Annotated in this window: 23 protein-coding genes; 10 read left to right on the plus strand and 13 right to left on the minus strand. The window is 51.6% G+C overall.

Going from position 1 to position 23,947, the window contains the following annotated elements:
* Window positions 1–91: 91 nt before the first annotated feature.
* Window positions 92–1,297, minus strand: coding sequence for a YeeE/YedE family protein (locus tag PsAD5_RS25280; protein ID WP_063286624.1), 1,206 nt, complete (start codon window positions 1,295–1,297; stop codon window positions 92–94).
* A 466-nt stretch (window positions 1,298–1,763) separates the two neighbouring features.
* Between PsAD5_RS25280 and PsAD5_RS25285 the strand changes: the two genes are divergently transcribed.
* Both PsAD5_RS25285 and PsAD5_RS25290 read left to right on the plus strand, forming a co-directional pair.
* A complete protein-coding gene (locus PsAD5_RS25285; protein WP_063294144.1) occupies window positions 1,764–3,149 on the plus strand; it encodes a tetratricopeptide repeat protein in 1,386 nt (461 codons plus the stop codon).
* 100 nt (window positions 3,150–3,249) lie between these two features.
* Window positions 3,250–4,401 (plus strand): OpgC family protein, encoded by a 1,152-nt coding sequence (locus PsAD5_RS25290; protein WP_063286622.1) that lies wholly within the window; start codon window positions 3,250–3,252, stop codon window positions 4,399–4,401.
* A 211-nt stretch (window positions 4,402–4,612) separates the two neighbouring features.
* On the opposite strand, the gene mdoH is transcribed toward PsAD5_RS25290, so the two are convergent.
* Window positions 4,613–6,487 (minus strand): glucans biosynthesis glucosyltransferase MdoH, encoded by a 1,875-nt coding sequence (mdoH, locus tag PsAD5_RS25295; RefSeq protein WP_063294145.1) that lies wholly within the window; start codon window positions 6,485–6,487, stop codon window positions 4,613–4,615.
* 114 nt (window positions 6,488–6,601) lie between these two features.
* On the opposite strand from mdoH, the gene PsAD5_RS25300 reads away from it, so the two are divergent.
* The 4 genes from PsAD5_RS25300 to PsAD5_RS25315 are packed head-to-tail and all read left to right on the plus strand — an operon-like array spanning window position 6,602 to window position 9,937.
* Window positions 6,602–7,579, plus strand: coding sequence for a zinc-dependent alcohol dehydrogenase (locus PsAD5_RS25300; RefSeq protein WP_063294146.1), 978 nt, complete (start codon window positions 6,602–6,604; stop codon window positions 7,577–7,579).
* 18 nt (window positions 7,580–7,597) lie between these two features.
* Window positions 7,598–8,017, plus strand: a complete 420-nt coding sequence (locus tag PsAD5_RS25305; RefSeq protein WP_057461690.1) for a 6-pyruvoyl trahydropterin synthase family protein — start codon at window positions 7,598–7,600, stop codon at window positions 8,015–8,017.
* Window positions 8,010–9,119 carry a glycosyltransferase family 4 protein gene (locus tag PsAD5_RS25310; protein WP_063294147.1) on the plus strand — a complete coding sequence of 370 codons (1,110 nt, stop codon included), beginning with the start codon at window positions 8,010–8,012 and terminating at the stop codon, window positions 9,117–9,119. Before PsAD5_RS25305 ends, PsAD5_RS25310 begins: the two co-directional genes overlap by 8 nt.
* A complete protein-coding gene (locus tag PsAD5_RS25315; RefSeq protein ID WP_063294148.1) occupies window positions 9,116–9,937 on the plus strand; it encodes a hypothetical protein in 822 nt (273 codons plus the stop codon). The genes PsAD5_RS25310 and PsAD5_RS25315 overlap by 4 nt, the downstream gene beginning before the upstream one ends.
* Window positions 9,938–9,970: 33 nt before the next feature.
* Here the strand turns inward: PsAD5_RS25315 and PsAD5_RS25320 are convergent, their stop codons facing one another.
* A complete protein-coding gene (locus tag PsAD5_RS25320) occupies window positions 9,971–10,540 on the minus strand; it encodes an NUDIX domain-containing protein (protein WP_063294149.1) in 570 nt (189 codons plus the stop codon).
* Window positions 10,541–10,624: 84 nt separating this feature from the next.
* On the minus strand, window positions 10,625–11,452 hold the full coding sequence (locus PsAD5_RS25325) for a RibD family protein (RefSeq protein WP_063294150.1): 828 nt from the start codon (window positions 11,450–11,452) through the stop codon (window positions 10,625–10,627).
* 137 nt (window positions 11,453–11,589) lie between these two features.
* On the opposite strand from PsAD5_RS25325, the gene PsAD5_RS25330 reads away from it, so the two are divergent.
* Window positions 11,590–12,147 carry a cytochrome b gene (locus tag PsAD5_RS25330; RefSeq protein WP_057461680.1) on the plus strand — a complete coding sequence of 186 codons (558 nt, stop codon included), beginning with the start codon at window positions 11,590–11,592 and terminating at the stop codon, window positions 12,145–12,147.
* Here PsAD5_RS25330 and PsAD5_RS25335 read toward each other — a convergent pair.
* Together PsAD5_RS25335 and PsAD5_RS25340 are read right to left on the minus strand one after the other, a co-directional pair.
* A complete protein-coding gene (locus tag PsAD5_RS25335; RefSeq protein ID WP_063294151.1) occupies window positions 12,137–12,913 on the minus strand; it encodes a precorrin-6A/cobalt-precorrin-6A reductase in 777 nt (258 codons plus the stop codon). The genes PsAD5_RS25330 and PsAD5_RS25335 overlap by 11 nt on opposite strands.
* Complete coding sequence (locus tag PsAD5_RS25340) at window positions 12,913–14,031, minus strand: cobalt-precorrin-5B (C(1))-methyltransferase (RefSeq protein WP_063294152.1); 1,119 nt, start codon at window positions 14,029–14,031, stop codon at window positions 12,913–12,915. Before PsAD5_RS25340 ends, PsAD5_RS25335 begins: the two co-directional genes overlap by 1 nt.
* A 107-nt stretch (window positions 14,032–14,138) precedes the next feature.
* Between PsAD5_RS25340 and cobA the strand changes: the two genes are divergently transcribed.
* Window positions 14,139–14,978: a uroporphyrinogen-III C-methyltransferase gene (cobA, locus tag PsAD5_RS25345; protein ID WP_084404320.1), complete on the plus strand. Its 840-nt coding sequence runs from the start codon at window positions 14,139–14,141 to the stop codon at window positions 14,976–14,978.
* Complete coding sequence (locus tag PsAD5_RS25350) at window positions 14,975–16,333, plus strand: cobyrinate a,c-diamide synthase (RefSeq protein ID WP_063294153.1); 1,359 nt, start codon at window positions 14,975–14,977, stop codon at window positions 16,331–16,333. Before cobA ends, PsAD5_RS25350 begins: the two co-directional genes overlap by 4 nt.
* A gap of 9 nt (window positions 16,334–16,342) precedes the next feature.
* On the opposite strand, the gene cobM is transcribed toward PsAD5_RS25350, so the two are convergent.
* Genes cobM through PsAD5_RS25385 form a run of 7 tightly spaced genes read right to left on the minus strand, consistent with a single transcriptional unit; the run spans window position 16,343 to window position 22,948 of the window.
* Window positions 16,343–17,122, minus strand: coding sequence for a precorrin-4 C(11)-methyltransferase (cobM, locus tag PsAD5_RS25355; RefSeq protein ID WP_063294154.1), 780 nt, complete (start codon window positions 17,120–17,122; stop codon window positions 16,343–16,345).
* The gene (gene cobJ / locus PsAD5_RS25360) at window positions 17,119–18,972 is read right to left on the minus strand and encodes a precorrin-3B C(17)-methyltransferase (protein WP_063294155.1); all 1,854 of its coding nucleotides are present in this window, start codon (window positions 18,970–18,972) and stop codon (window positions 17,119–17,121) included. The genes cobM and cobJ overlap by 4 nt, the downstream gene beginning before the upstream one ends.
* On the minus strand, window positions 18,945–19,667 hold the full coding sequence (gene cobI, locus PsAD5_RS25365) for a precorrin-2 C(20)-methyltransferase (protein WP_208988835.1): 723 nt from the start codon (window positions 19,665–19,667) through the stop codon (window positions 18,945–18,947). Before cobI ends, cobJ begins: the two co-directional genes overlap by 28 nt.
* Entirely contained in the window at window positions 19,664–20,890 is a 1,227-nt protein-coding gene (locus PsAD5_RS25370; protein ID WP_063294157.1) for a bifunctional cobalt-precorrin-7 (C(5))-methyltransferase/cobalt-precorrin-6B (C(15))-methyltransferase, read from the minus strand. Before PsAD5_RS25370 ends, cobI begins: the two co-directional genes overlap by 4 nt.
* Complete coding sequence (locus PsAD5_RS25375) at window positions 20,887–21,573, minus strand: precorrin-8X methylmutase (protein WP_063294158.1); 687 nt, start codon at window positions 21,571–21,573, stop codon at window positions 20,887–20,889. The genes PsAD5_RS25370 and PsAD5_RS25375 overlap by 4 nt, the downstream gene beginning before the upstream one ends.
* A 2-nt stretch (window positions 21,574–21,575) precedes the next feature.
* A complete protein-coding gene (locus tag PsAD5_RS25380; protein WP_063294159.1) occupies window positions 21,576–22,685 on the minus strand; it encodes a sirohydrochlorin chelatase in 1,110 nt (369 codons plus the stop codon).
* Window positions 22,685–22,948 (minus strand): DUF6732 family protein, encoded by a 264-nt coding sequence (locus PsAD5_RS25385; RefSeq protein ID WP_063286606.1) that lies wholly within the window; start codon window positions 22,946–22,948, stop codon window positions 22,685–22,687. Before PsAD5_RS25385 ends, PsAD5_RS25380 begins: the two co-directional genes overlap by 1 nt.
* Before the next feature lie 436 nt (window positions 22,949–23,384).
* On the opposite strand from PsAD5_RS25385, the gene PsAD5_RS25390 reads away from it, so the two are divergent.
* Window positions 23,385–23,918 (plus strand): glycine cleavage system protein R, encoded by a 534-nt coding sequence (locus PsAD5_RS25390; RefSeq protein WP_057461659.1) that lies wholly within the window; start codon window positions 23,385–23,387, stop codon window positions 23,916–23,918.
* Window positions 23,919–23,947: the final 29 nt, after the last annotated feature.

Below are 23,947 nucleotides of genomic sequence, written 5' to 3' on the forward strand. Positions count from 1 at the left end.
AATGAGTTTAAAAGCGGGAGTTGAACAGGCTGTTGTTCAAGCTCCCTTGATTTTAATTGGCCAAGTTTTAGTCGTATCCGGCAACTGGCTTCTATTTAGCGGTAACAGGTGCAGGATCCATTCCGATCAAATGACGGACACGGGTTCCAACCATGGACCCGGCAAAGGCGAAGACGAGCCATAACCATCCATGTATGGAGCCGGAGGTTATGCCCCCGAGATACGCTCCGATGTTACATCCGTAAGCAAGGCGCGCGCCGTAGCCAAGCAAGAGACCTCCGACCACTGCAGTTCCAGCATCTCTGAGATTAATTTTTTTCACCGGATTGAACTTTCCGGCCAACCCAGCAGCAATCAGAGCCCCGAGCACAATGCCGAAATTCATGACGGATGTGGAATCGGCAAAGACAGATCTTTTGATCGCCCCAACCTGCCATTGCCAGTAAGGCCAGGTCTCTACCGGGATACCAATGGCATAGAAAAACTTTGCGCCCCAGAGTGCGAAGCCGGATGTCACGCCCCATGGGCGCTGCAGCACGATGAACGTAAGAACGCAAACTAACGCCAACATCAACGCACCCAGAACATAGCCCCATTGGCCCTGAAAAAACCCGGTGGTTTTGCGGGATTTCTCTAGTTCACCCCATTGTTTTTTCTCGATAAACACCGAGAATATCGCAAAGGCGACCAGAGGCACAATGGTGATCAGTAGCGCAGGGACGACCCCATAGCCACGCACAAGCGAAAATGCCGGTAATCTTGGAAGAGAATTCCAGAATGAAAGATGCGCTGTTGCAATTACGCTGCCCAAAATGAAGAAGGCAAGAGTGATCACCATGCGTGATGAACCGCCTCCGACAGTGAACAATGTGCCTGATCCACAACCTCCGCCGAGCTGCATTCCGATGCCAAAAATGAAGGCTCCGACAGCTGCTCCAACACCGAATGGAAACACAAAGCCACCGGTGCGGATGCCAATGTCTGGCCCGTATTGAAGGAGTGGGAAACTTATTAGACAAACCAATGAGATAAGCAGGAATTGAGCACGAAGGCCCTGCCCTCTTCGCTGGGTGACAATACGGCGCCACGCTGCCGTAAATCCGAAGCTCGTATGGTACAGCGCAACGCCTGCCAGAGCACCGATCAAAGCACCGCCAAAAACGCGCCAGCCGTTGTTCTGGAGTCCCAATAGAGCAACACCGGCCAACGCGACCAGCGCTCCGATGACGATCACAGATTGCGGTGATTGAATCTGTTGATCGATTTTTGTTTGTTGATAGCTACTCGTATTCGCCATGAATTCGCCACGTACTTAGTCTCAATTGGAGTAAGGACATTACACAGTGGGGACTAACTAGAAAATCAAGAAGCAGTGAACACTATTTCATCCGACAAACAGAAGATTATCACAAGGTAATAAATACTGGCATAATAGAGCTTAATATCTAAAATCTTACTTATTATCACTATTAATAATAGTAGGTTTTTACAAGTAAGCTTCTATTTGACGCATATTTTTTCTTAGTGAATAGAATAGTGTTTTCTATTTCTTCATGAGGTTGAACTATATTTTCTACATAAACAAAGCTTGCTGATATTAAACACCATTTTGTGTGTTGAACGTCATCGCCAGTTTTGAAAGGGTTCTGATCAACAGATTTCCTGGCAGACCTGTGTCGTTAGTAATGTAAACCCAATGGCTTATCTCATAAGCGATTGCACATTGCACGAAATACCGGTCGCCTCAACCACGGGTCGCATCCATGCGCATTGATGACCAGTTCGAATACACGGTAACACTCTCCGATAAGAGTGCATTAACACACTGGAACAACACTATTCTTGCGTTTTTGGCACATAGTGCTGCAACGCCGGAGCATCTTGCGAAAACACTGGAGGCCGATCCAGACTTCGCTCTGGCTCAAGCCGCGCGTGGCCTGTTCTGCCTACTGCTTGGCAGACGTGAAATGACAGCAACTGCTTTTGAAGCTTATGCAATTGCTGATAAATGCCGCAGAGATACACAGATTACAGACCGTGAAGACGCTGTTGTTGAGGCTTTGAATGACTGGCTTCAGGGTACGCCGACCAAGTCTGCTGATCGCCTTGACGAACTGCTTCTTAAATACCCACGCGATGCATTCCTTCTGAAGCTCGTCCACGCTATTCGCTTCGTTCTTGGCCAGCCATCCCGCATGCGCTCCTCGATTGAAGGTGTGATCTCGTCTTACGAAGACGACCATATCGCAAAAGGCTACGTGCACGGTTGTTACTCCTTTGCGCTGGAAGAGACTGGTGATTTTGACCGGGCTGAACGGATCGGCAAAGAAGCCGTTGCATTTCAACATGATGATGCCTGGGGCCTGCATGCAGTTGCCCACGTGCTGGACATGACCGGCCAGACCGAAGAAGGCATCAAATGGCTTGATGACCAGCCAAAGGCTTGGGAACACTGCAACAACTTTGGTTATCACGTTTGGTGGCACCTTGCGCTGCTGCACCTTGATCGTGGCAATGTTGAGCGTGTTTTCGAGCTTTATGACCAAAAGTTCCGTAAAGATCACACAGACGATTATCGCGATATTTCCAACGCAGCTTCCATGCTGGTTCGCCTTGAGCTTGAGGGCATCAAGGTTGGTAACCGCTGGGAAGAGCTGGCGAGCATCAGCGAAAAGCGTGTCGACGATTCCTGTAATGTTTTCGCAGACTTGCACTACATGCTTGCTCTGCTGGGAGACAACCGTCGTCAGTCCTCTGACCGCCTGTTGACTCGAATGCGCACATTTGGCGAACAAGACACCAACGAGATGGGTCTCGTAACGAAGACAGCAGGTTCTCCAACAGCATCTGGCTTGATGCAGTTCAAGAACGGCAATTACTTCAGCGCTTACCACCACCTCGCAGAAGCACGTCCGCTGCTGCGTACCGTTGGTGGCAGCCACGCTCAGCGCGATGTATTTGAACGCCTCACCATTGAAGCCGCTTTGCGCGCTGGCCTTTGCCAGGAAGCAAAACGGATGATTGATGAGCGCACACGCTTGAGAGGCGGATCAGACACCTATGGTGAAACCCGCATGGCTCAAGCAACCCGCATGACGGAAGCCACCGACCTCATGCAAAGTGAACACCTACGATTCCGTATGGGATAAATGGAGGTGCAGCTTCGGGGGATTTCGGAGCTGCATTTCATCATCTATAGTTTTTAGTTTCAGAGACATCGTGAACCAGCACAGTATACCGCCGACCCCTATGAAAACGGCCAGCCGACCAAGAGATCCACGCCTCGATTTTTTTCGAGGGATCGCAATGTTCATCATCTTCATAGCCCACCTTCCTGCAAACGGGTGGGCTCTTTGGATTCCGGCGCGTTTCGGGTTCTCCGATGCAACCGAGATATTTGTGTTTTGCTCTGGCATGGCCTCCGCAATTGCCTTCGGGCGCGTCTTTGAACTGCATGGCCTGGTCATGGGCAGCGCGCGTGTTCTTTATCGCGTCTGGCAAGTTTATTGGGCCCATATCTGCCTGTTCCTCGCCGTTGCGGGCATGCTTGCCTTCCTGCAAATCAACGGCTGGACCAGCGACGACTATGTCGGGAAGCTGAACCTTTGGCACTTCTTCGAAGATCCGATCTTCCAGCTGCCAGGTTTGCTGACCCTTACCTATGTGCCGAACTACTTCGATATTCTGCCAATGTATCTGGTGATCCTTGCGATGTTGCCGGTGATCATGATTGCCTATTACAAGGCCGGACGAGGTGCGGTTGCAGCAATCATCATTGCATTTTGGCTGATCGCAACCTTCCGACTGGTGGATTTCCCTGCTGAGCCATGGTCCGATCGCCGTTGGTTCTTCAATCCTTTTGCATGGCAGTTGCTGTTCTTTACTGGATTTGCCTTCATCAAGGGCTGGATTCCGGCTCCTCCAGTCAAGAAACGTCTCTTGTTCCTGAGCGCCTCGATTATTATTCTTACGATTCCGTTTGCTTACTTCCGCATTCTCAATGAGGTGCCTGAGCTCCGCAGAATTGCAAATGATATCAGCGACCTCACCGTAAAATCCGAGATGGGCCTCCTGCGCTACATCCACTTCCTTGCCCTTGCTTATGTGGCTTGGGTGGCTGTTGGAGAAGGCGGGCAACGGCTGCTCATGGGCGGTTTTGGTGGCAAAGTTGTCCGGGTCATCAAGAAGGTAGGCCAACAGTCTCTCGCTGTTTTCCTTGCTAGCCTCATTCTTGCGCAGGGCATTGCAATCTTCCGGGATGAGCTCGGTTTGAAAGGCACGGTCACAGGTGGAATCATGGCAAACTTGCTTGGTTTTGCAGGCTTAATTGCCGTCGCCTATACCGTGGCATGGTTTAAAGGTGAGCCATGGAGAAAGCCAAAGGAAAAGCCGGCTTCCTAAAGCAGTTCGCATTTAAGTTGAAACACCTGAACTGCTTTAGTCTTTGTTTTTGCGTATCTTTATCCGAAAATCGGCTTCCACTTTTCGGAGATACGCTGTAGCTTTGCCAGTTCAATAGAAACCCAGAAATCAGAAAGCCGGTTGCGTGCCATTTACGCAACCGGCTTTTTCCTGGAAACCTGATGGCTCTCACCACCTTCAGCTTATTCTTTTATCGCGTGGCCGCAGCTCGGTTTGCCTTGGCAAGTTCCAACTCTACACGGCGCTGCTCTTTATTGAGGCCTTGCAGTTCAAGCGGCGTTTTCTTTTCTTCAGGCAACACCCAAAGTCCGGAGTGTTTAAAGTACATACCGAGCGCTGGTTTTGAGGTGATCATTGCAAACGGTATTGTTAGCAATGGTCCAAGGATTACCGGAAGCAGAAGCCACGTATCTGCAAAGGTATAATCCATCATCCAAATCACACCGCAAAGGCCGAAAAGAGTTTGGGGCCAGAACTTCTTCACTGCCAAAATGAGCGGAATACCATGAGGTTGTCTTTCCTGCCCTCCCCATTGCGTTTTTCGTCCTGCGAACAGTTGTGCAATAAAGATGCTGTGCGCAATTGCCATGACTGGTGCTAGCAACATGGAATAGACCAGCTCGAAGAATGCGCTGACAAACACCGAGAAAGAGCCGCCATACTCCCGGCGTTCGTTCCGAACCGTCAGGACATGGACAAGCGTTGCGAGCTTAGGTGCAAAGACCATACTCATGATGGCCACAATCAGGATTGTGCCGTAAAACTGTTCGAATGCCATCGTCTCGGGCGCTGAAAAAGATGCGGTTAAAATCGCCATTGCGATAAAAACGAGCCATGCCGGAGAGCCAGCAAACATGAGGATTGCAAGGCCGAGTTGGATCCGTCCCAACAGCTTAAAGCCGGGCTCTCGGAGCAACTTAAAATACTGAAGGTTTCCGTGACACCAGCGCAGATCTCTGCGGATAAACTCGATTAAATGAGGTGGGTTTTCTTCATAACTACCACCTTCTACCGGCCATACGCGCACCTCATAGCCCGCGTCTGCCATCATCGCTGCTTCAACCTGATCATGACTGAGGATCGGGCCGCTCAATGCGTCATTTCCTGGCAGAGGCTCCAGCATGCAGAACTGCGTGAAGGGCTTTACACGAAAAATCGCATTGTGTCCCCAATACGGACCTGACGAGCCTTGCCACCACGCTGCGCCAAGTGTGTAGGAGCGCATTCCCAAGCGCATGCCCCACTGGAAAACACGGGTGAAGAACGAGTTGGTTGAAAGTCCCAGAACAAGTGTTTGCAAAATACCCAGACGCGGATTTGCATTCATTTTGCTTACAAGGTGGCATAGGGATTCTGCTGAGAGGAAGCTATCAGCATCCAGCGTGATCGCATATTCATGCCGTGTCCCCCAGTTGCGGCAGAAATCTTCGACATTTCCTGCTTTGAAGCCGGTATTCTTTTCACGTCTACGATAAAGCACTTCAATCCGATTTTGCCATCGCGCCCGCAGTAGGGAGAACTCCCGCATTTCTTGCCGGATATGCTCAGGATCATTGCTGTCACTCAGGATGTAGAGAGAGAAGCCGTTGAGCTTTTCCAGACGATCCAGATCTTGAAGCATCGCTTCCAGCTTGGCAGCCACTTCAGGCGAGTCTTCGTTTCGCACGCAGGAAAGCAAGGCGGTTTGCTTGTTCTGTAAGGGCTTTTTTAGGTCAAGTGTACCCAGCGGCGTGCCAGCGTATACCTGAGCGGTGGAGTTTGAAGAAAACCTCATGAGCACTAAGCCAATGACAGCATGCCAGAAGCCGATGACAAGCCATGGTAAGGTTACCAGAAATGCGAGAAGCATCATGACTTTTGAAAGGGCAAAGCCGTTGAGGAACAGTGTGAGTGACATGATGGTGGTCAACACTGCTAAAGAGGTTAGAACGAGCCCTCCAAAGATCAGTCTGCGCCTGAATAAGCGCTTATTTTCCTGATGCTTGTCGATGATGTTGGTGGAGAGCAGCTGGTCAACAAGACTAGTGCGGGCGTTCTCTTCAGGAACCCGTGATTGTTTTGTCATGTCCTACCCAAATTATTATTGTTTTTAGAGGCACCTACATTTCTGCTAGTTTCCTTTGTTCACGTTTCCCTAGAGTATATTTGTGAAAACTTAGCGATCCGGGGAGCGCGTTTCTTGTCTGAGTTAGCCAGAGCGCTTTGGTACACTGCGCCTCAAACCATTGAAATAAGAGAGGAAAAACTCTCTAAATCATCTGGTAACCGTGTTTACTTAAAAACTCATGCTTCCGCGATCAGCCGAGGTACTGAGGCCATTGTCTATCGTGGTGATGTGCCAGTAAGCGAGCGGGAGCGGATGATAGCTCCGTTTCAGGAAGGGACCTTTCCGTTTCCTGTTAAATACGGCTACGCAAACGTTTCTGAAGTGATTGAAACAAAAGATGATTTAAAAGCGGGTCAGCGCGTTTTTTCTCTTTTTCCGCACCAAAGCAACTTTCTGCTCCCCGCAGATGCGCTCTATCTTATCCCTTCTGATTTGCCGAGTACCCGCGCTACTTTGGCAGCAAACATGGAAACAGCGCTGAACATCATGTGGGATGCAGCTATTCTGCCATGTTCCAATGTTGCCGTGGTTGGTGCTGGCACTGTTGGCTCACTGGTTGGCTATCTTTGCGCTCGCATCGCAGGTGCGAACGTGACTATGATTGACGTCAACCCGAAGCGGCAGGACATTGCAGACGAGTTTTCCTGCGCATTTTCCTTGCCGGAAGTTGCTCCCGAAAATCAAGATGTTGTCGTGCATTGCAGCGCCTCTGAAGCTGGTTTGAACACTGCGATCCGAATTGCAGGGAGAGAAGCCAGAATTGTGGAGGCGTCCTGGTATGGCTCGCGCCCTTCCGGCCTTGTTCTTGGCGGGAGTTTTCACAGTCAGCGCCTCAGTCTTATCTCATCTCAAGTCGGTCAGGTTGCCCCCATCATGAGGCCACGCTGGACGCACCGCAGGCGAATGGAGGCGGCAATCTCTCTTCTGAAAGATGACGTACTCGATACTTTGCTCGCGCCTCCCATCGAATTTGAAAAAGCGCCGAAGGATTTGAAAGACGTTCTTTCAGGCAAGAAAGATACTTTATGCCAACCCATTGTTTACACTTAATTTTATGAGGACTTTGAGATGTATTCAGTCGAAATCAGCAATCACATAATGATCGCGCACAGCCTGAAGGGAGAGGTGTTTGGTCCCGCCTCTCAGCTTCATGGCCTTACTGCACACGTCCACGTCGCTATATTTGCAGAGGAACTGGATGAGAACGGGATTGTCATCGACATTGGCAATGCGCTTGATGTGCTGGCAGAAATCCTGCATCCGTTCAACTACAAGAATCTTGATGACCTTCCCCAGTTCAAGGGGCGAAACACCACAGTCGATTTTCTCTGTAGCTACATTTACCAGCGCGTGTGCGATGCTGCTTATCTACATAAACTGGGCCGCGAACCGAGCGAACTTAGCAAGGTACGTGTTTCAATTTCCGAGAACCCTAATGCGCGTGCGTCTTATGAGGCTCCGTTGACTGCATCCGAGGCCCATGAGTAACTTACATCCTTCTTCAGGCCAGACGGCAGAAGCGACTGCCAGATCTTGCTATTTTGTCTTTCCGGGTGATCTGAACACGCCTACAGGTGGTTATCGATATGATCGTGAGATCATTCGGGGGCTGCAGAAACACGGCTGGAATGTCTCACTCATTAGCCTTGAAGGCACCTACCCGGTCCCATCTGACGCCGACAAAAAGCTGGCGCTTGAAGTCATTGAGGAGATTGAACCATCAGCTTTGATCATCGTGGATGGTTTGGTGCTTGGGGCTTCGTCTGATCTGGCGCAGAGTATCGCTGAGCGTTCCAATCTCATTGCGCTGGTTCATCACCCACTGTTTCTGGAAAGTGGGGTTGCCCCCGAGCTGGCAAAGGTGCTCCGCGCGGCTGAGACGAAAGCTCTCACGTTTGCAAAGCATGTGATTGTGACCAGTCCTTCGACACAGAAGACGCTTGTCTCTCAAATGGACGTTCCTGCGGAGAAGATCAGTATTGTTCTGCCCGGTATTGATCGGCCAACTGTCTCGGAGAGCGCTGCAACCGCGAACGATACTCTGGCAGCCCCAAAGTTGCTTTGTGTTGGGTCGTTGGTACCGCGAAAAGGGCAATTGCATTTAGTTGAAGCACTGGGGCAATTGAAGCAATTGGACTGGCATCTGGATCTCATTGGAGAAACGCGGTTTGATCCGGAATATGCGAGCCAAGTGCGATCTCAGATCAAAAAGCATGGCCTCACTGAGCGTATTCGCGTTCATGGAGGTATTCCCAAAGCTGAATTAACGGGTTTCTATCAATCAGCCGACCTCTTTGTGCTCCCAACATACTATGAGGGATACGGGATGGCTTTTGCCGAGGCTATGAGTTTTGGGCTCCCGATTATTGCAAGTGGCGAGGGAGCTGTCGCATCGACGGTTCCGCCTACAGCCGGCTTTCATGTTGGTGCGGGCGATCCTCTAGCTTTGGGCAAGGCCATCGAAACACTTCTTCAAAACAAAAAGTTACGCTCTCAACTTTCAACTGGGGCCCTTGCTGCTGCTCGTGCATTGCCAGATTGGAATGACAGCACAAAGGCCTTTGCTTACACACTGGAGGCTCACAGGTGAGTGGATTTTCCTCTGAATGGCTCTCATTACGTCGTAAAGCAGACCGGCGTGCTCGCAACAAAGACGTCATGAAAAAGTTTTGTAGCTGGTTGGTCGAGCATGCTCCCAAGGGTGGCCCACTCCGGCTCATAGATGTGGGCGCTGGAACCGGTTCCTTTCTGCAGGATCTGGCAGAACACATTGAGTCAAACAGGGAGCAGGTGTGGTTACTGATCGATAACGACCCTGAACTTCTCAAAGTTGCAAAACGCATCTCTCCTCCCTTGCCTCATACGAGAACGAAAACAGATGTTTGCGAACTGACTGATGCCGGCTCACTGGATATTCTGGAAGGGCATCATGGGGTTGTTACCTCGGCCTTTCTGGATCTTGTGAGTGCAAACTGGCTGGATAGCTTTGTTGCACGTATGCGTCAGCTGAAACTCCCGTTTCTTGCAGGGCTTTCGTACAACGGTATCCTACTGAGCAAACCACACCACCCGACAGACCGGCTTATTCAGCGCGCATTCAATCAGCACCAAGCCACAGATAAAGGGTTTGGGTCTGCATTAGGGCCGCTTGGTGGGTTCCATGCTCGTGAGCGATTGCTTAAGGCGGGGTATACTTGCTTTACCGGACGCTCTGACTGGGTGTGCGCACCTGAAGACGATGCTTTGCAGCTGGAGCTGATTAAGGGGTGGGCCCAAGCGGCACGCGAAGTTGGGGTATCGGATACAATCGTGGATGATTGGCTGGAATTTCGTTTAGCAGCACTTGGCAAAGGTAAATCACAACTGCAGGTCGGGCATGTTGATATTGTTGGCCTTCCGCCTCAATGAGGCTATGAAGACCTTTGCTTCCAGCACTCTGAATTAGAGGCCTATGTTCTTCAAGATCAATGCCTGTGTGAGCATGAATAGGCGTGGGCAGCGGATTTCCTGTTTCTCGTAAAGGCTTCGCAGTTCATGGAATGACAGCTCGACAACTTCAATATCTTCGTCTTCATCCAGATCGCGGCCTTCAATATTCAGGTCGCCAGATGTGTACTCAGCGAGGAAAAAATGCGCCCGCTCTGCAAGACGTGCAGGGTTGATGAAGACATTCGCGATCTTGGTGAGATTGGTGAGTTGGCACCCAAGCTCTTCCTGAGCTTCGCGTATACATGCTTCTTCTATGGACAGATCGCTGATCTCGATTCCGCCAGCGCATGCCTCCAGGATAATCTCTTCCTCCATAATGTAGGGCGCGACTCGGAGTTGCTTAACGATCAGGACTGTTTTCGCTTGAGGGTCATAAGCCAGCACAGCAATTGAATCGCCGTAGACCCATACCGGATCTGTCGTAATGTGCTCGCGTCCATCTTCGTGAACAACACGCACTTCAACTTCCTCAATCCGCCCTTTAGCTTCCCAAAGGGTCGTGCGTCTTATGAGCTCTGGCATGCGTGTGTCCTTATTCGGAAATTCACGCAAATTTATACGGGCACTTGCCGGTGAAAGGAAATGCTTTTCAACCCTTCGGAAAAGTTAATTGTTCAGGCTCAGATCTGCCAGCATATCAACACCCAAAGGATGCCAAGTGACATCGGGGCGGATAGCCTGTGCGAGATAATCAATCGCAGGCAACTGAAGACCTCTTGGTCCTGATCCGATGATGAGCGGAGCGATCATCAAGTGAAGACGATCGATCATTTTCAGCTCGATAAAGCGAGACAGCGTCCAAGCACCGCCTTCAACGAGGATGCATCGAAACTCTCGCAGTAAATGCCGGATTTCAGCACAGGACAAACGGCCTTTTGCATTTGGCTGTAGCTGAAAGCATTCCACTCCATCAGGATAACGCGCATGGGCATCTGTTCGCGTAATCACAATGCGGCGGGCATTTGTATCCTGCAGGAGTGTACTGTCGCGAGGCATACGGCCATAAGGGTCGATGACAATGCGTGCCGGGTGACGTCCACTGACATGCCTGACAGTGAGCTGAGGGTTGTCCGCAACCGCAGTTCCCACTCCCACTACGACAGCATCACAAATTGCCCGGAGCCGGTGAAGATGGATCAATGCTTCAGAACAACTCACATAATTGGAGTCTCCGGTGACCGTTGCAATGCGGCCATCAACTGACTGTCCAAGCTGACCAATAACAAATTGCTTTTGCGCCATGCAAAGAGGTGCGAACACACTGCCATAGCCTTGCAGGTCTGGTGCACGCCTCTCCACCGACGCTGCTAAGACCTCCTGCCATTCATCAGGAGACAAATATCCCGAGGACTGTTCTAGCGGCTTTTCGCAGGTCAACTGAGAATTATTCGGATGATCTTGTTGATGTATTGGTGTTGTGTGGCCCCTGTCCATCAAGCCCCCTTGTTTTACCGAGTTCACAGCTCACCTCACCTAAGGTTAGCCTAGTGGTAACGAACCTTGATTAATCTGTCGATCAGGAGATTGCAGGGGCTCTTCAGGAACCTCTGGGATTATCAGGAGAATAGAGCATGGCCTATAAAGTTGCCGGGTATTCAGCCATGGCGAAGACGTATCACTGGATCGTCGCCATTCTGGTCTTAATCATGGTTCCCATGGGACTGGTGATGACGGATCTGGGGCCTGGAGCCCTTCAGAATACGCTCTACTTCTATCACAAGAGCATCGGTATCCTGCTCTTCCTGCTCGTGGTTTTGCGCCTTCTTCAACATTGGATTACGCCTGCTCCACCGCCGCCAGCCTCTCTTTCACCAGCTCTGCGGATCGTCTCACGTTCAGTACACGGGTTGCTCTATCTCGTGCTGATCGTAAATCCGATATTAGGCTGGGTGGGCCTCTCCCTTTACGGAGCACCAATGCCATTTTTTGGCTTGTTTGATCTGCCGAGTATCGTTTCGCAAAATCGTCCAGTGTCAGAAAGCGTTCTGGATTTCCACGCAACTGTTGGTGTTGTGTTTGCATGGCTGATCACGCTGCACATTTTAGGCGCGCTCTATCACTGGCTCATCGCTAAAGATGGGATTATCGAGCGGATGACAACGGCGCCTTACCAGAAGCCTAAAGATTAGTTTGGCAGTGTTGCGTATTTTTCACGCAAGCCTTTAAGGTCTTCAAGACCTCATCAATCGACGCACATAAAATGCCGTCGGATGGCTTTGGGCGCTTAAGCATCGCAACTGGCATCTGTAGCTCACGAGCGGCTCTGATTTTGCCGTAGGATGCTGATCCGCCGCTGTTTTTGCTGATGAGCCAGTCTACTTGCAGCACCTTAAAAAGCTCGGATTCTTCGGACCAGCTCTCATTTGGCAATCCTTCAATGTACTCCGCGTTTTGAAGCACTTCACTCCCACTCGGGCGATTTAAGGTACGGATTACAAATGTAAGGTCCGGGCGTTGTTTCAGCGGTGCAGTAATCTTGGCACTGGCAGCAAAAAAGACCTTCGCTCTGGGTGGAATCAGATTCAGTGCTGCTTCTACGTTATCTGCAGAATACCAAATATCATCATTGGCTTGCTCCCAAGCGGCTCGTTCAAACCGGAGCAACGGAATCGCGAGGTGCCTTGTTGCTTTGGCCGCATTACAGGATATTTGAGCAGCATACGGGTGGGTTGCATCGATAACGGCAGCAATGCCCTGAGTTTGGAGGTAGTTCGAGAGGCCATCGACACCACCAAAGCCTCCGGTACGTGTCATCACCGCAAGGTCTGCTGGGTTTTTGGTTACTCCAGCGAGTGAAGCAATGACTTTGAATTCGGCATTCACAGCCAGTGCAGCAATCAGCTTTCTAACTTCTCGTGTACCTGCGAGCACAAGGATTTTGGGCTTCTCTGGCATCAAAACTGCTCCAGTTTTGCAGGCTCTTCAGCCGGGACATGACCCAATACCTGACCTTGCCGATCCACCACGATAATCTCAACGCTAACAGCAGCCCCACGAAGGATGCTTAAGGCCGCACGTTGGGCTCCCTGCGCAACGACCTCGCCCATACGAATATTTTCTGCAGCAGCTCTTTGAGTAACATAAGAGACTAGATTTGCCTCTCTTGTTTCCGCGAGAAGTTCTTTCGAAGCTCCGGCATGATCCAATACATCTGCCAGTGCATCAAAATCGACTGCTGAGCGAGCCGAATGCAGGTCCATAGCCCCTTGTGCAAGCTTCGTCAGCTTGGCGATTCCACCAGAGATGGTTAGCTTCCGAACAGGGTGCGCACGCAGATATTTGAGCAGGCCACCCGCGAAATCTCCCATATCAAGATAAGCCTGCTCGGATAAATCTGGATAGTGGGCACGCAACACATCTTCTGAGGTTGCTCCTGTTGCAGCTGCGACATGGGCTAAGCCCGTGGCACGCGCAACGTCTACACCACGATGAATGGATGCTATCCAGGCAGCACACGAAAATGGCCGGACAATACCTGTTGTGCCGAGGACAGAGAGGCCGCCGATTATACCAAGCCGCGGGTTCATGGTCTTTTGAGCCAGCTCTTCACCGTTTTGGATGGATATCTCAACATCTACAGCAAGAGTTACGCCGTACTCATCTGCCACTTGTTGCAGCTCACGGGTCATCATTTGGCGAGGCACGGGATTAATGGCAGGCTCACCAACCGGGATCGGCAGCCCGGGTTTCGTGACCGTTCCAACGCCAGGACCAGCGAGAAAGCGAATTCCGGTAACCTTTGGGTTGAAGGTCACTCTGGCCTGAATAAGCGCTCCGTGGGTTACATCAGGGTCATCACCAGCATCCTTGATGATGGCAGCTGATGCAGAATTTTCAGTCAGTTTTTCGAAGGCGAGTGCGAAGGATGGCGTATCACCACGAGGCAAGGTGATGCAGATCGGATCCGGAAAATCTCCAGACAACAAAGCTGTATACGCTGCCTTTGCCGCTGCGGTTGCACAGGCGCCTGTTGTCCAGCCTGTTCTCAGTTTTTTTTGCCCAGTTTCAGCCATCCGGCGACTATACAGATTTAGCGGGATATACCAAGAAGAAGGCTTTGGACTTCCAATTGGTTTCCAATTAAATTGCTACGCAAAATCACATAAATCATGAGAACCACTTGTTTGATATCTCCCTCCCCCACTTTGAATTTCCGGTGCTTGAAGCTGGATGGGTTTGGCTTGCTGGTGCCGGCCCCGGAGACCCTGGTCTGCTGAGCCTGCATGCCTTGAATGGCTTGCGACAAGCGGATGTCATTGTCTATGACGCATTGGTGGATGAACGCATTCTTCAATTTGCGGCTGAAGGTGCTGAAATCATTTATGCTGGCAAGCGCGGTGGCAAACCTTCCCCCAAGCAGTCAAGTATCTCGATCAAGCTGGTGGAGCTTGCAAAATCCGGTAAGCGTGTCATGCGCCTCAAAGGTGGAGATCCGTTTGTATTTGGCCGCGGTGGGGAGGAAGCTCTTGCGCTGGTGGATGCTGGCGTTCCCTTCCGTATCATTCCGGGTATCACAGCTGGCGTTGGCGGGCTGGCATATGCTGGAATTCCATCTACTCACCGAGGGATTAATCAAGCAGTTACGTTCCTCACAGGTCATGACCAGAATGGGGTTGCGCCTGATGAGCTTGACTGGGATGCTCTTGCCAAAGGATCACCTGTGATCGTGATGTATATGGCGATGAAGCATATTTCTCTCATTACTCAGAAGCTTATGAGTGGTGGCCGACGTGCAGCTGAACCTGTTGCTGTCATCTGCAATGCCACACAGCAGAACCAACAAGTGCTGGAAACAACGCTTGCTTCTTGCGCTGAGGATATTGAAAGTAGTGGCCTTAAGCCACCTGCGATTGTTGTCGTTGGTGATGTGGTGAATTTGCGTGAGCAACTGAACTGGATTGAGCCAGTTTTTGCGCGCACCTCGCAAACCTCTCAATTGAAAGAAGAGCCTGTCTTATGACCATTGCGAAGGGTTTCGTTATTGCAGCGCCGTCTTCCGGGTCTGGCAAAACAACGATTACACTGGCGCTGTTGCGTGCTCTTCGTGATACCGGGCTTCGTATCGCCTCCGGCAAATCGGGACCAGATTATATTGATCCGGCTTTCCACAGTGCGGCTTCCGGGCGGCCATGCCTGAACTATGACGCCTGGGCGATGTCATTGGCGCAACTTTCACTCAACGCCACGGAACAGGAAAAACACACTGACGTTGTGGTTGTTGAGGGAGCTATGGGACTTTTTGACGGTGCAGCTGATGGGTCTGGCTCTGTTGCAGAGCTTGCGGTTCATCTGGGTCTGCCGATTATTCTGGTGGTTGATTGCAAGTCTCAGGCTCAATCGGTCGCTGCCCTTGTCCATGGGTTTCTTACATACCATCCGCACTGCCACATCAATGGCGTCATTCTCAACCGGGTCGGGTCTCCGCGTCATGAGCGCATTTTGCGGCGTGCTCTAGAGCCTTTGGATGTCATTGTCTTAGGCGCGTTTTATCGCTCAAAGAGATTGGAGTTGCCTGAGCGCCATTTAGGGCTTGTGCAAGCCAGTGAGCGTGAGGATTTGGAAGAGTTCCTAAATGCAGCTGGTGAGGTGGCTGCTGAAAGTGTGGATGTGCCAGCCTTGATGCGCCTCGCGAAAGTGCTTGCTATTCCTGCCCGGGAAAACAAAAAGCTGACAGGCATTTCTCATTTACCTCCGCTTGGGCAACATATCGCGATTGCTAAGGATATTGCCTTTGCTTTCAGTTACGAGCATCTGCTCAGTGATTGGCAGAGGCAAGGCGTTACACTTTCCTTCTTCTCTCCGTTAGCAAACGAAGGCCCATCAGAAAATGCTGATGCAATCTTCCTAAGTGGCGGATATCCGGAACTTCATGCGGGGCAGTTGTCTCAAGCAGACATCTTTAAGCGCGGAATAAAATCTGCAGCAGCTGCAGACAAGCTCATTTATGGTGAGTGTGGCGGCTACATGGTACTTGGTGAAGCGCTGACAGATAAAAGTGGGCAGTCCCACGAGATGCTTGGTTTGCTGCCGATTGAAACCAGCTTTGCGAAGAGAAAGCTGCATTTAGGCTATCGGAAACTGAAAGCAACAGAGGCCGCAAAGTCTGCTGGCTTTCCTTGGATGAACCCGTTGGGTGCGCATGAGTTCCACTATTCGACGCTGACGGTCAAATCAGAAGCACCGTCACTTTTTGATGCTCAGGATGCGGAGCATCACGATCTGGACCCTCTGGGCCACATCAATGGGCGTGTCATGGGGTCTTTCGCGCATGTGGTGGCAGAAAGAAGCGAAGAATGGTGGTCCGCTTCTTTCTGATCTGATTGGCTAAGCAGTCACTTTTGCTTTCTTCTTTGGACGAAGAACGTGAACGTGGTTGGCATCATAAAGCGCACTGTCACGAAACTCTTTCCCAGCCTTCAAGGCTGGCCCGACGAAGATGAGAGCCGTTCTTGTGATCTTTGAGGCTTTTGCTTTTTCACGAATGTCCGCCAATGTGCCATGAATGAATGCCTCATCCGGCCAGCCCACGCGGTAAGCGATGATCACCGGACAGTCTTCACCATAGAGCGGAGCTAGTTTCCGATAGATCTCTCCCAGATTTCTGACACTGAGATGGATTGCCAATGTAGCGCCAGAGCGGCCAAGCGTTTCTAGATCCTCCCCCTCAGGCATGCCTGAGGACTTCATAGAGGTTCTGGTTACAATGATGCTCTGTGCGATTTCTGGGATCGTCAACTCGGTTTTCAAGGCCGCAGCAGCCGCGGCGAACGCAGGTACACCCGGAGTTACATCATACTCAATGCCCAGATCATCCAGTCTGCGCATCTGCTCCGCAGTGGCACCATAAATGGATGGATCGCCGGAGTGGACCCGTGCCACATCCAGATCTTTTTCGTGAGCCTTTGCAATTTCGTCGATGATTTCATCAAGGGTCATGGAAGCTGTATCCATGACCAATGCATCGTCTGGCGCTGCCTCAACAATAGCAGGCGGTACCAATGAGCCTGCGTAGAGGCAGACTTTACATTTTTCGATGAGCTTTAGCCCGCGTACCGTAATCAGTTCGGGGTCACCCGGCCCTGCTCCAATGAAATGAACCGTCACGCTGCTGTCTCCGTTTCTTTCTCTGGTGCATCGATCTTTTTGGCATAACCCCGTGGCGTGTACACAAAATGCAAGGACTGGCCGTTGCCCCCCAAGCGGCTTTGGCTACATCCCACAATGACCGTGGTCAGCATGTCGACATCATCGACTTGCAGTTCCTTCAGCGTTGTTGTGGTGATGACCTCATTCTCTCGCCCGATGTTTGCGCCGAGTATAACTGGTGTATTTTCAGGGCGATGTTCTAGCAACTTCTCCCGTGCCCAAGCCAATTGCGTGCGGCGGCGCTTGGAGACTGGGTTATAGAACCCAATCACGAAGTCACCGATTGCTGCACCTTCCAGACGCTGCTGAATTGTTTCCCATGGGGTGAGAAGGTCTGACAGAGAAATGGCACAGAAGTCATGTCCCAGCGGCGCACCAATGCGGTTGCTGAGAGCGATCATTGCGGAGATACCCGGTGCAGATGCAACTTCGACGCGACGGGCCGCATCGCTAACGCCGCCGTTATCCTGTGCGCGGTCTAGTAGTTCGAAGACCAGGGCTCCCATGGCATAAACACCGGAGTCTCCTGAACAAACCAGCGCGACGTTGTGGCCCTGTCCGGCTCTTTCGAGTGCAAAGCGGACGCGCTCTTCTTCTGCTCCCAATGGGAAAGCGTGGCGCTGCTTACCTCTGATCAGGGATGAGACGAGATCGAGATAGAGGCCGTAGCCGACAACTTCATCTGCCTCAGCCAACCAACTGGAGGCTTCTGGCGTACGCCATGCTTCTTGCCCCGGCCCAATGCCGATGACATGCAGGCGGCCTCTGGCTCTGCCAAGTTTCTCGTGTTTCACGGGGACCAACGCTCTGGCGATCGCAACTGTAGCGTTTGCAGTCTTCTGCTTTTCCAGCACGAGTTCACCGGATACACCGACACCAGCCAATGCAGAGCCTTCGCTCACGCCGTGACACCCAACCTCGGCAAAGACCACGTCAGACGGATTTTGCAGACGATCTTTTTGTTCATTGAGTTCGTCAGCTGTGAACAGACGGAAAGGCTTATTGTAGCGAACAGCGAGCTTGTTCATGGCCACTTCATCGGCCTTCAGGTCAATACTCGCGAAAGCTGCGACAGCTCCCATCGAGATGTCTGCCTCTTCCAAGCCTTTTTGAAGGAGCTCATCCAGCTCCTCAAGAGAGCACCCTCGGGAACAGCCAAGACCGACCACGTGAGTTTGAGGATGGAACACGAGCTTTCCGTTGTGTCCATCATGGGGCTGCTCGGTTGCAACAATTTCCAGTTCGGCATCATCCGCAACAGGAAGGGTGGCAGCCTCCAACCAGTCTACCTGACCGGAGAGTTTTACGGTGTCGCCTGCCAGCATATGTGCCATAACAGACTTGGCATCTGATGGATTGGCGAGCGTCCAGCCTTCTGGTGGATCATCAAGCGCAACACCAAAGACAGTGTCGCCTGCAGTCGTGATCGCGGCATGACCTTGCAGGATCCCTGCAATTTCATGAGCTAAGGCGTTGGCACCGCGATGGCCACCAAGCAGCGGAACAACGCTTGAGCCATCTTCTGACACTGCAATGACAGGTGGTTCGTTTCGCTTTTCTGCCAAGACAGGCGCGAGAGCGCGGATGAGAATTCCCGCGGCACAAATACCGATGATTGGTGTTCCTGACTGAAACAGGGACCGCAGATGGTCCATCGGCTCAGAGAAGGACAGATGATAATCTACATTCGGCTTTGAACCGTTTCTTGCAAAGCCGTGAATGAGGCTTTCATCCAGTACAGTGGAGAGCTTCTGAGCGGTTTTCAGAGCGACCGGGCTGATCACAACGATTGCGGGTGCAACGTCCATGCCTCTTCTCCCTTATATACAATTATCATTGAAAAATACGGTGCTGTTTCATTTGGATAGTCAGCCAGGCGGGCCACCACCATTTCCGGTAGGGTCGCCCGTTCGACGTATCCCGCAGCACCAAGTAATCCCAGTTTTTCAAGCAGAGCCTTAACGCGCGATAGATGGCGCCCGACCTTCATGATGACGAAAGCGTCGGACTGCTCAATGCGGTGTTGAAGTTGCTCATCTTCCAGCGGACCGGGAATGATTGTCAGCACTTCATTGCGCGCAGCGAGGGGCCTGCCGAGCGCTGCAGCACAGGCATTGACTGATGATACGCCCGGCACGATTTCGCAGGCAAAGTTACCGCGCAGACGTTCGTAGAGGTACATGAACGAGCCATAGAGAAATGGATCGCCCTCACACAGAACGACAACATCTTCTCCCGCTTTCAATTTCTCCGAGATCGTCTCTGCCGCCTGATCGTAGATTTCCTTTGCGGGAAAACGTTCGACCTTCATCGGCATTTCAATCGGGACTTCTGTTGTTCCCTCTTGAATATACGGTGCTGCAATTTGCCGAGCAAAACTGGGCACTCCAACTGCCGCCGGGTATGCAATAGTTTTTGCAGAACAAATGAGCCGGTGAGCTTTTAGCGTTAAAAGCTCAGGATCTCCTGGTCCAAGACCAACGCCATAGAGCATACCAGTCATGACTTTACCAAGCTCCATTGTGTTACCGGCATCAATGGACGCCAACCCGTGAGACCGCCAATGGGATCGGCTCTTGAGATTGCTATACGGCTTAGATCTCCACCGTACTTCTTCCAGCCCTCCGCCAGCACTTGCTCTCCTTCCAGAGTAACAGCATTGGCAACCAAGCGACCTCCTGATGGCAGCGCTTCAAAGCATGTTTTGAGTATACCCGCTGATGTGAGGCCACCTCCGACAAAAATCGCATTTGGCTGCGGCAAATTATCAAGTGCCTCGGGGGCTTTGCCCTCAATCAGCTGAAGCGTAGGAGTCCCGAGAGCTGCTGCATTTCCACGAATGAACACATGCCGTTTTTCCAACGGCTCAATGGCAAGAGCCTTGGTGTCCTTTGCAGCCCGCAGCCATTCGATACCGATGGATCCACTGCCAGCGCCAATGTCCCACAGGAGCTGCCCCGGAATAGGTGCAAGCTTGGCAAGCGTAACAGCCCGTACTTCCTGTTTGGTCATTTTTCCATCATGACGGAACGCAGAATCCGGCAGACCGGGCGTGCGTGACAAGACAGGCGTGTTTGGAATTGGTTTGGCTTCAATCGCAATCGTGTTCAGCTCGGCAGCTTGATCAGAATACTCTTCAGCCTCGCGGCTTATTACTTTTTCCTGCGGGCCACCGAGATGCTCAAGTATCGTCAGGGTACTCGCGCCATACCCTTCATCAGCCAATAGATCTGCAATCTCACCCGGAGCTGCACCATTAGACGTGAGTGCGATGATGCGGGCGCCGGGATAGAGGAAACCGCGCAAGGTATCCAGAGGGCGGCCATGCAAGCTGAGGGTTTCGACATTTTGCAGAGGCCAGCCTAAGCGGCTTGTAGCCAAAGCGAATGCTGAGAGATGCGGGATGACCTCGATCTCCTCAGCACTGAACTGACGATGAAGTGTTGCTCCGATACCAAACCATTGCGGATCACCCGTCGCCAACACCACTGTGTTTTGACCACGGTTTACCGCAAGTTCTTCAATGCCTTTAGAAAGTGGAGATGGCCATGCTTTCATCTCACAACTGATGTTGCTTGCACCATCTTGCAAAAGTTCCAGATGCCGTGCTCCACCATAGATGAGAGAGGCAGCTTTCAGCGCTGATTTGGCTGTTTCAGACAGGCCGTTAAAGCCATCCTCACCAATGCCGATGATTGTGAGCCAAGGTGCTGTTTGACTGCTCATTTTGATGTCTCCTGCACCTTTTCTTCAGGCAAGCCTGCTGCCATTGCATTGACTGCTGCAGCTGCAATTGCAGAGCCACCTCTGCGCCCCTGAAGTGTTAGAAACGGCATGCCGAGTGAACTTGTCGCCAGTGCTTGCTTGGATTCTGCGGCTCCCACGAACCCAACGGGAAAGCCGAGAATAGCTGCTGGCTTTGGTGCACCATTTGCCACTATCTCAAGAAGATGAAACAGCGCCGTTGGTGCATTGCCAATGGCGATAACAGCACCTTCCAGATGCGGTCTCCAATGCTCAACAGCCGCAGCCGACCTTGTTGTGCCGAGCTGTTTTGCAAGCTCGGGCACGTCTGGCTGGTTCAAAGTGCAGATGACTTGATTGTCTGCTGGCAGGTATTTGCGGATAATACCATGTGCAACCATCTCGACATCGGTCAGTACCGGGGCGCCGTTTCGCAGAGCCTCATTTGCTTTGGCAACTACATCCTCAGAATATGACAAATCCTGCGGAATGTCAGTCATCCCACAGGAATGGATCAGGCGGACTGCAACAGGCCTCAAGTTATCTGGCAGGCACTTTAAGTCAGCCTCTGTCCGTACGATTGAAAAGGACTGCCGATAGATTTCGGCAGGATCCTTAATGTAATCGTAGGGTGCCAGAACTTCTGGATTCACGTTCTGGCCCATTCTCAGGCATCATCCTTCAACATGGATTTTGGCCCAAGCGGGTGATCTGCATGAGGATACGGATGATGATGGTGATCATGTCCGTGGTCATCACCGTGATGATGGTGGTGTCCATGCCCGTGGCTGGGGTCATGGGAGTGACTATGCGCATGATCGTGAGCATCCGCGCCCTTGCTGTCACACTCTCCAGTACACGTCACATCACACAGCTTGCATTCAGCTTCATCACCCAAGCCTTCCACGTGATGGTGGTGGCTTTCCTGTGGCAAACCGATCTCAGCCTCAAACCCAAGAACCTGTTCTCTGTACTTACAAAGCTGGCAGTTCATGTTGTTTGAACCCTGAACAATCTCCGTCACACGCTCCTGCATAGTGTCGATGACCTTCGGGTGATCGTTCAGATAGCCTGCTTTGATAAACTCAACATCCGGGTGGCGTGCGGCAACTTCATCGGTGAAGTTGTAAATACGCTGTACAAGAACGCCAGTGAACAGGAAGTATGGGAACACAACGATACGCTTGTAACCAAGCTTAACAGCATGCTCCAGCCCCGGTTCAACGAGCGGGAAGGTTACGCCAGAATAGCATGTTTCCGCCCAACCAAAGCCGAAACCTTCCCACAACATGCGGGTGATTTTGGCAACGTTGGAATTTGCATCCGGATCTGATGCACCTCGACCAACCACCATAAGCAGGGTTTCTTCCGGCTTCACCTCAGGACCAGCTGCATCGATGGCTTCCTGAATGCGTGCTCCTGCGGCCTGTACCATACGCGTATCGACGGCCAGTTCGCGGCCATATTCGATGGACACTTCAGGGTGTTTGGCCTGATAGGTGTTGAGCACAGACGGAATATCGTTTTTGGCGTGTCCAGCAGCAAACAGCATGCCCGGAACTGCAAGAATGCGCGTGCACCCCTGCTCGCGCAGATTGTCCAGACCTGAATGGATCACAGGATTTGCGAACTCAAGGTATCCATAGTCTACTGGAAGATCCGGAAATCTTTCACGCATACCTTTTGCAAGGCGGGCAAATTCGGCGACTGCACCTTTGTTTCGACTACCATGTCCGCAGATCATGACGCCGAGTTTTTCTTCTGTTTTTATTGTCATTATGCTGGCTCTGCTTCTGTACCATCTGGGGAGAGAGCACCATCGCTCTCAGCATTTTCCGGCGAGTTCTCTTCAGAGGAAGAGGATCGTTTTTTTGCTTTGGCAGCCAGACCAGCGATGATTGCAGCGCCGGTGACTGCGGCTACGCCAATCCAATGGCTGTGGCCAGCAAGCTCACCCAAATGTCCCGCATGTGCAAAGGCAGCAGACGAGGAAAGCCCCATCACTCCTGCGAGGAGCGCGGGCTTCAAAAAATAAGACATGTTCTATCTCCAACATGCAGCGGTGCCTTCCATTGCCATTGGCAACAGGGGTTTATCGCTGTCATTTAAGGAGACGTCGCAAAGACAATAGATGGACCAACGAAATAGAACATCAGCCGCGCACCATAAGTCCGCAGCTTCACACATTACTTCGTCAGACAGCTTCGATTCTGGCCCCCGATGTGGGTCGACCGCCCCCGAAATCCATTTCAGTCCGTCACGGGACGCCGTCCATAGTTTTACGAGGAGCAAGCTAGTTGGCGCCCCTAGAGATAGCAAGATGATAATTTGCGCAATTGGTCGATACCAGAGGTTTTCTTAGGTGCAAAAATACGGGTAACTTGATCGAAGTGTTTGACTTACACCTGCATCTGGCATTGCTATTATAGGCAAGGCCCTAGCCTATCACAGGGGTCGCTTTTGTGGAGAATGCGTTATGAAAAAAGAGCTTGTCCTCACCGTCGTTGCTGATGACCGCCCAGGTCTGGTTGGTGAAATCTCCAAGGTGGTTGCTGATCACAAAGCGAACTGGATCGACAGTTCCCTCTCGCGTCTGGGAGGCCAGTTTGCGGGGATTGTTCGTGTACATGTTGAAAAGGCACAGGCAGCAGATCTTTCAGCCGCTCTGACCAAGCTTGAGTCTGTGGGGCTTACCATTGGCATTCACGTTCACAACACGGGTGATGCGCCAGCAGGTGCTCATGCGCTTCTTCATATTCTGGGACAAGATCAACCCGGCATGATCAGCCGTGTCTCCAGCGTGCTGGCAGATCTTCATGTGAGCATTGAAACTCTGGAGTCACTGGTTGAACCGGGTTCCATGAGTGGTGATCTTATGTTCCGCGCAAATGCTCGCATTATTATTCCGCCACATCTGTCGCCAGCAGAAGTCTCTGAGGCATTGGAAGGTATTGCGGCTGATCTGATGATTGACGTTGAACTCAATGAGGCAGCAGTAGAAGAGGACTGATCTCTTACACGCATCACGTTGTTCTCAGA

This window comes from Pseudovibrio sp. Ad5 (assembly GCF_001623095.1).
Lineage (GTDB): Bacteria > Pseudomonadota > Alphaproteobacteria > Rhizobiales > Stappiaceae > Pseudovibrio.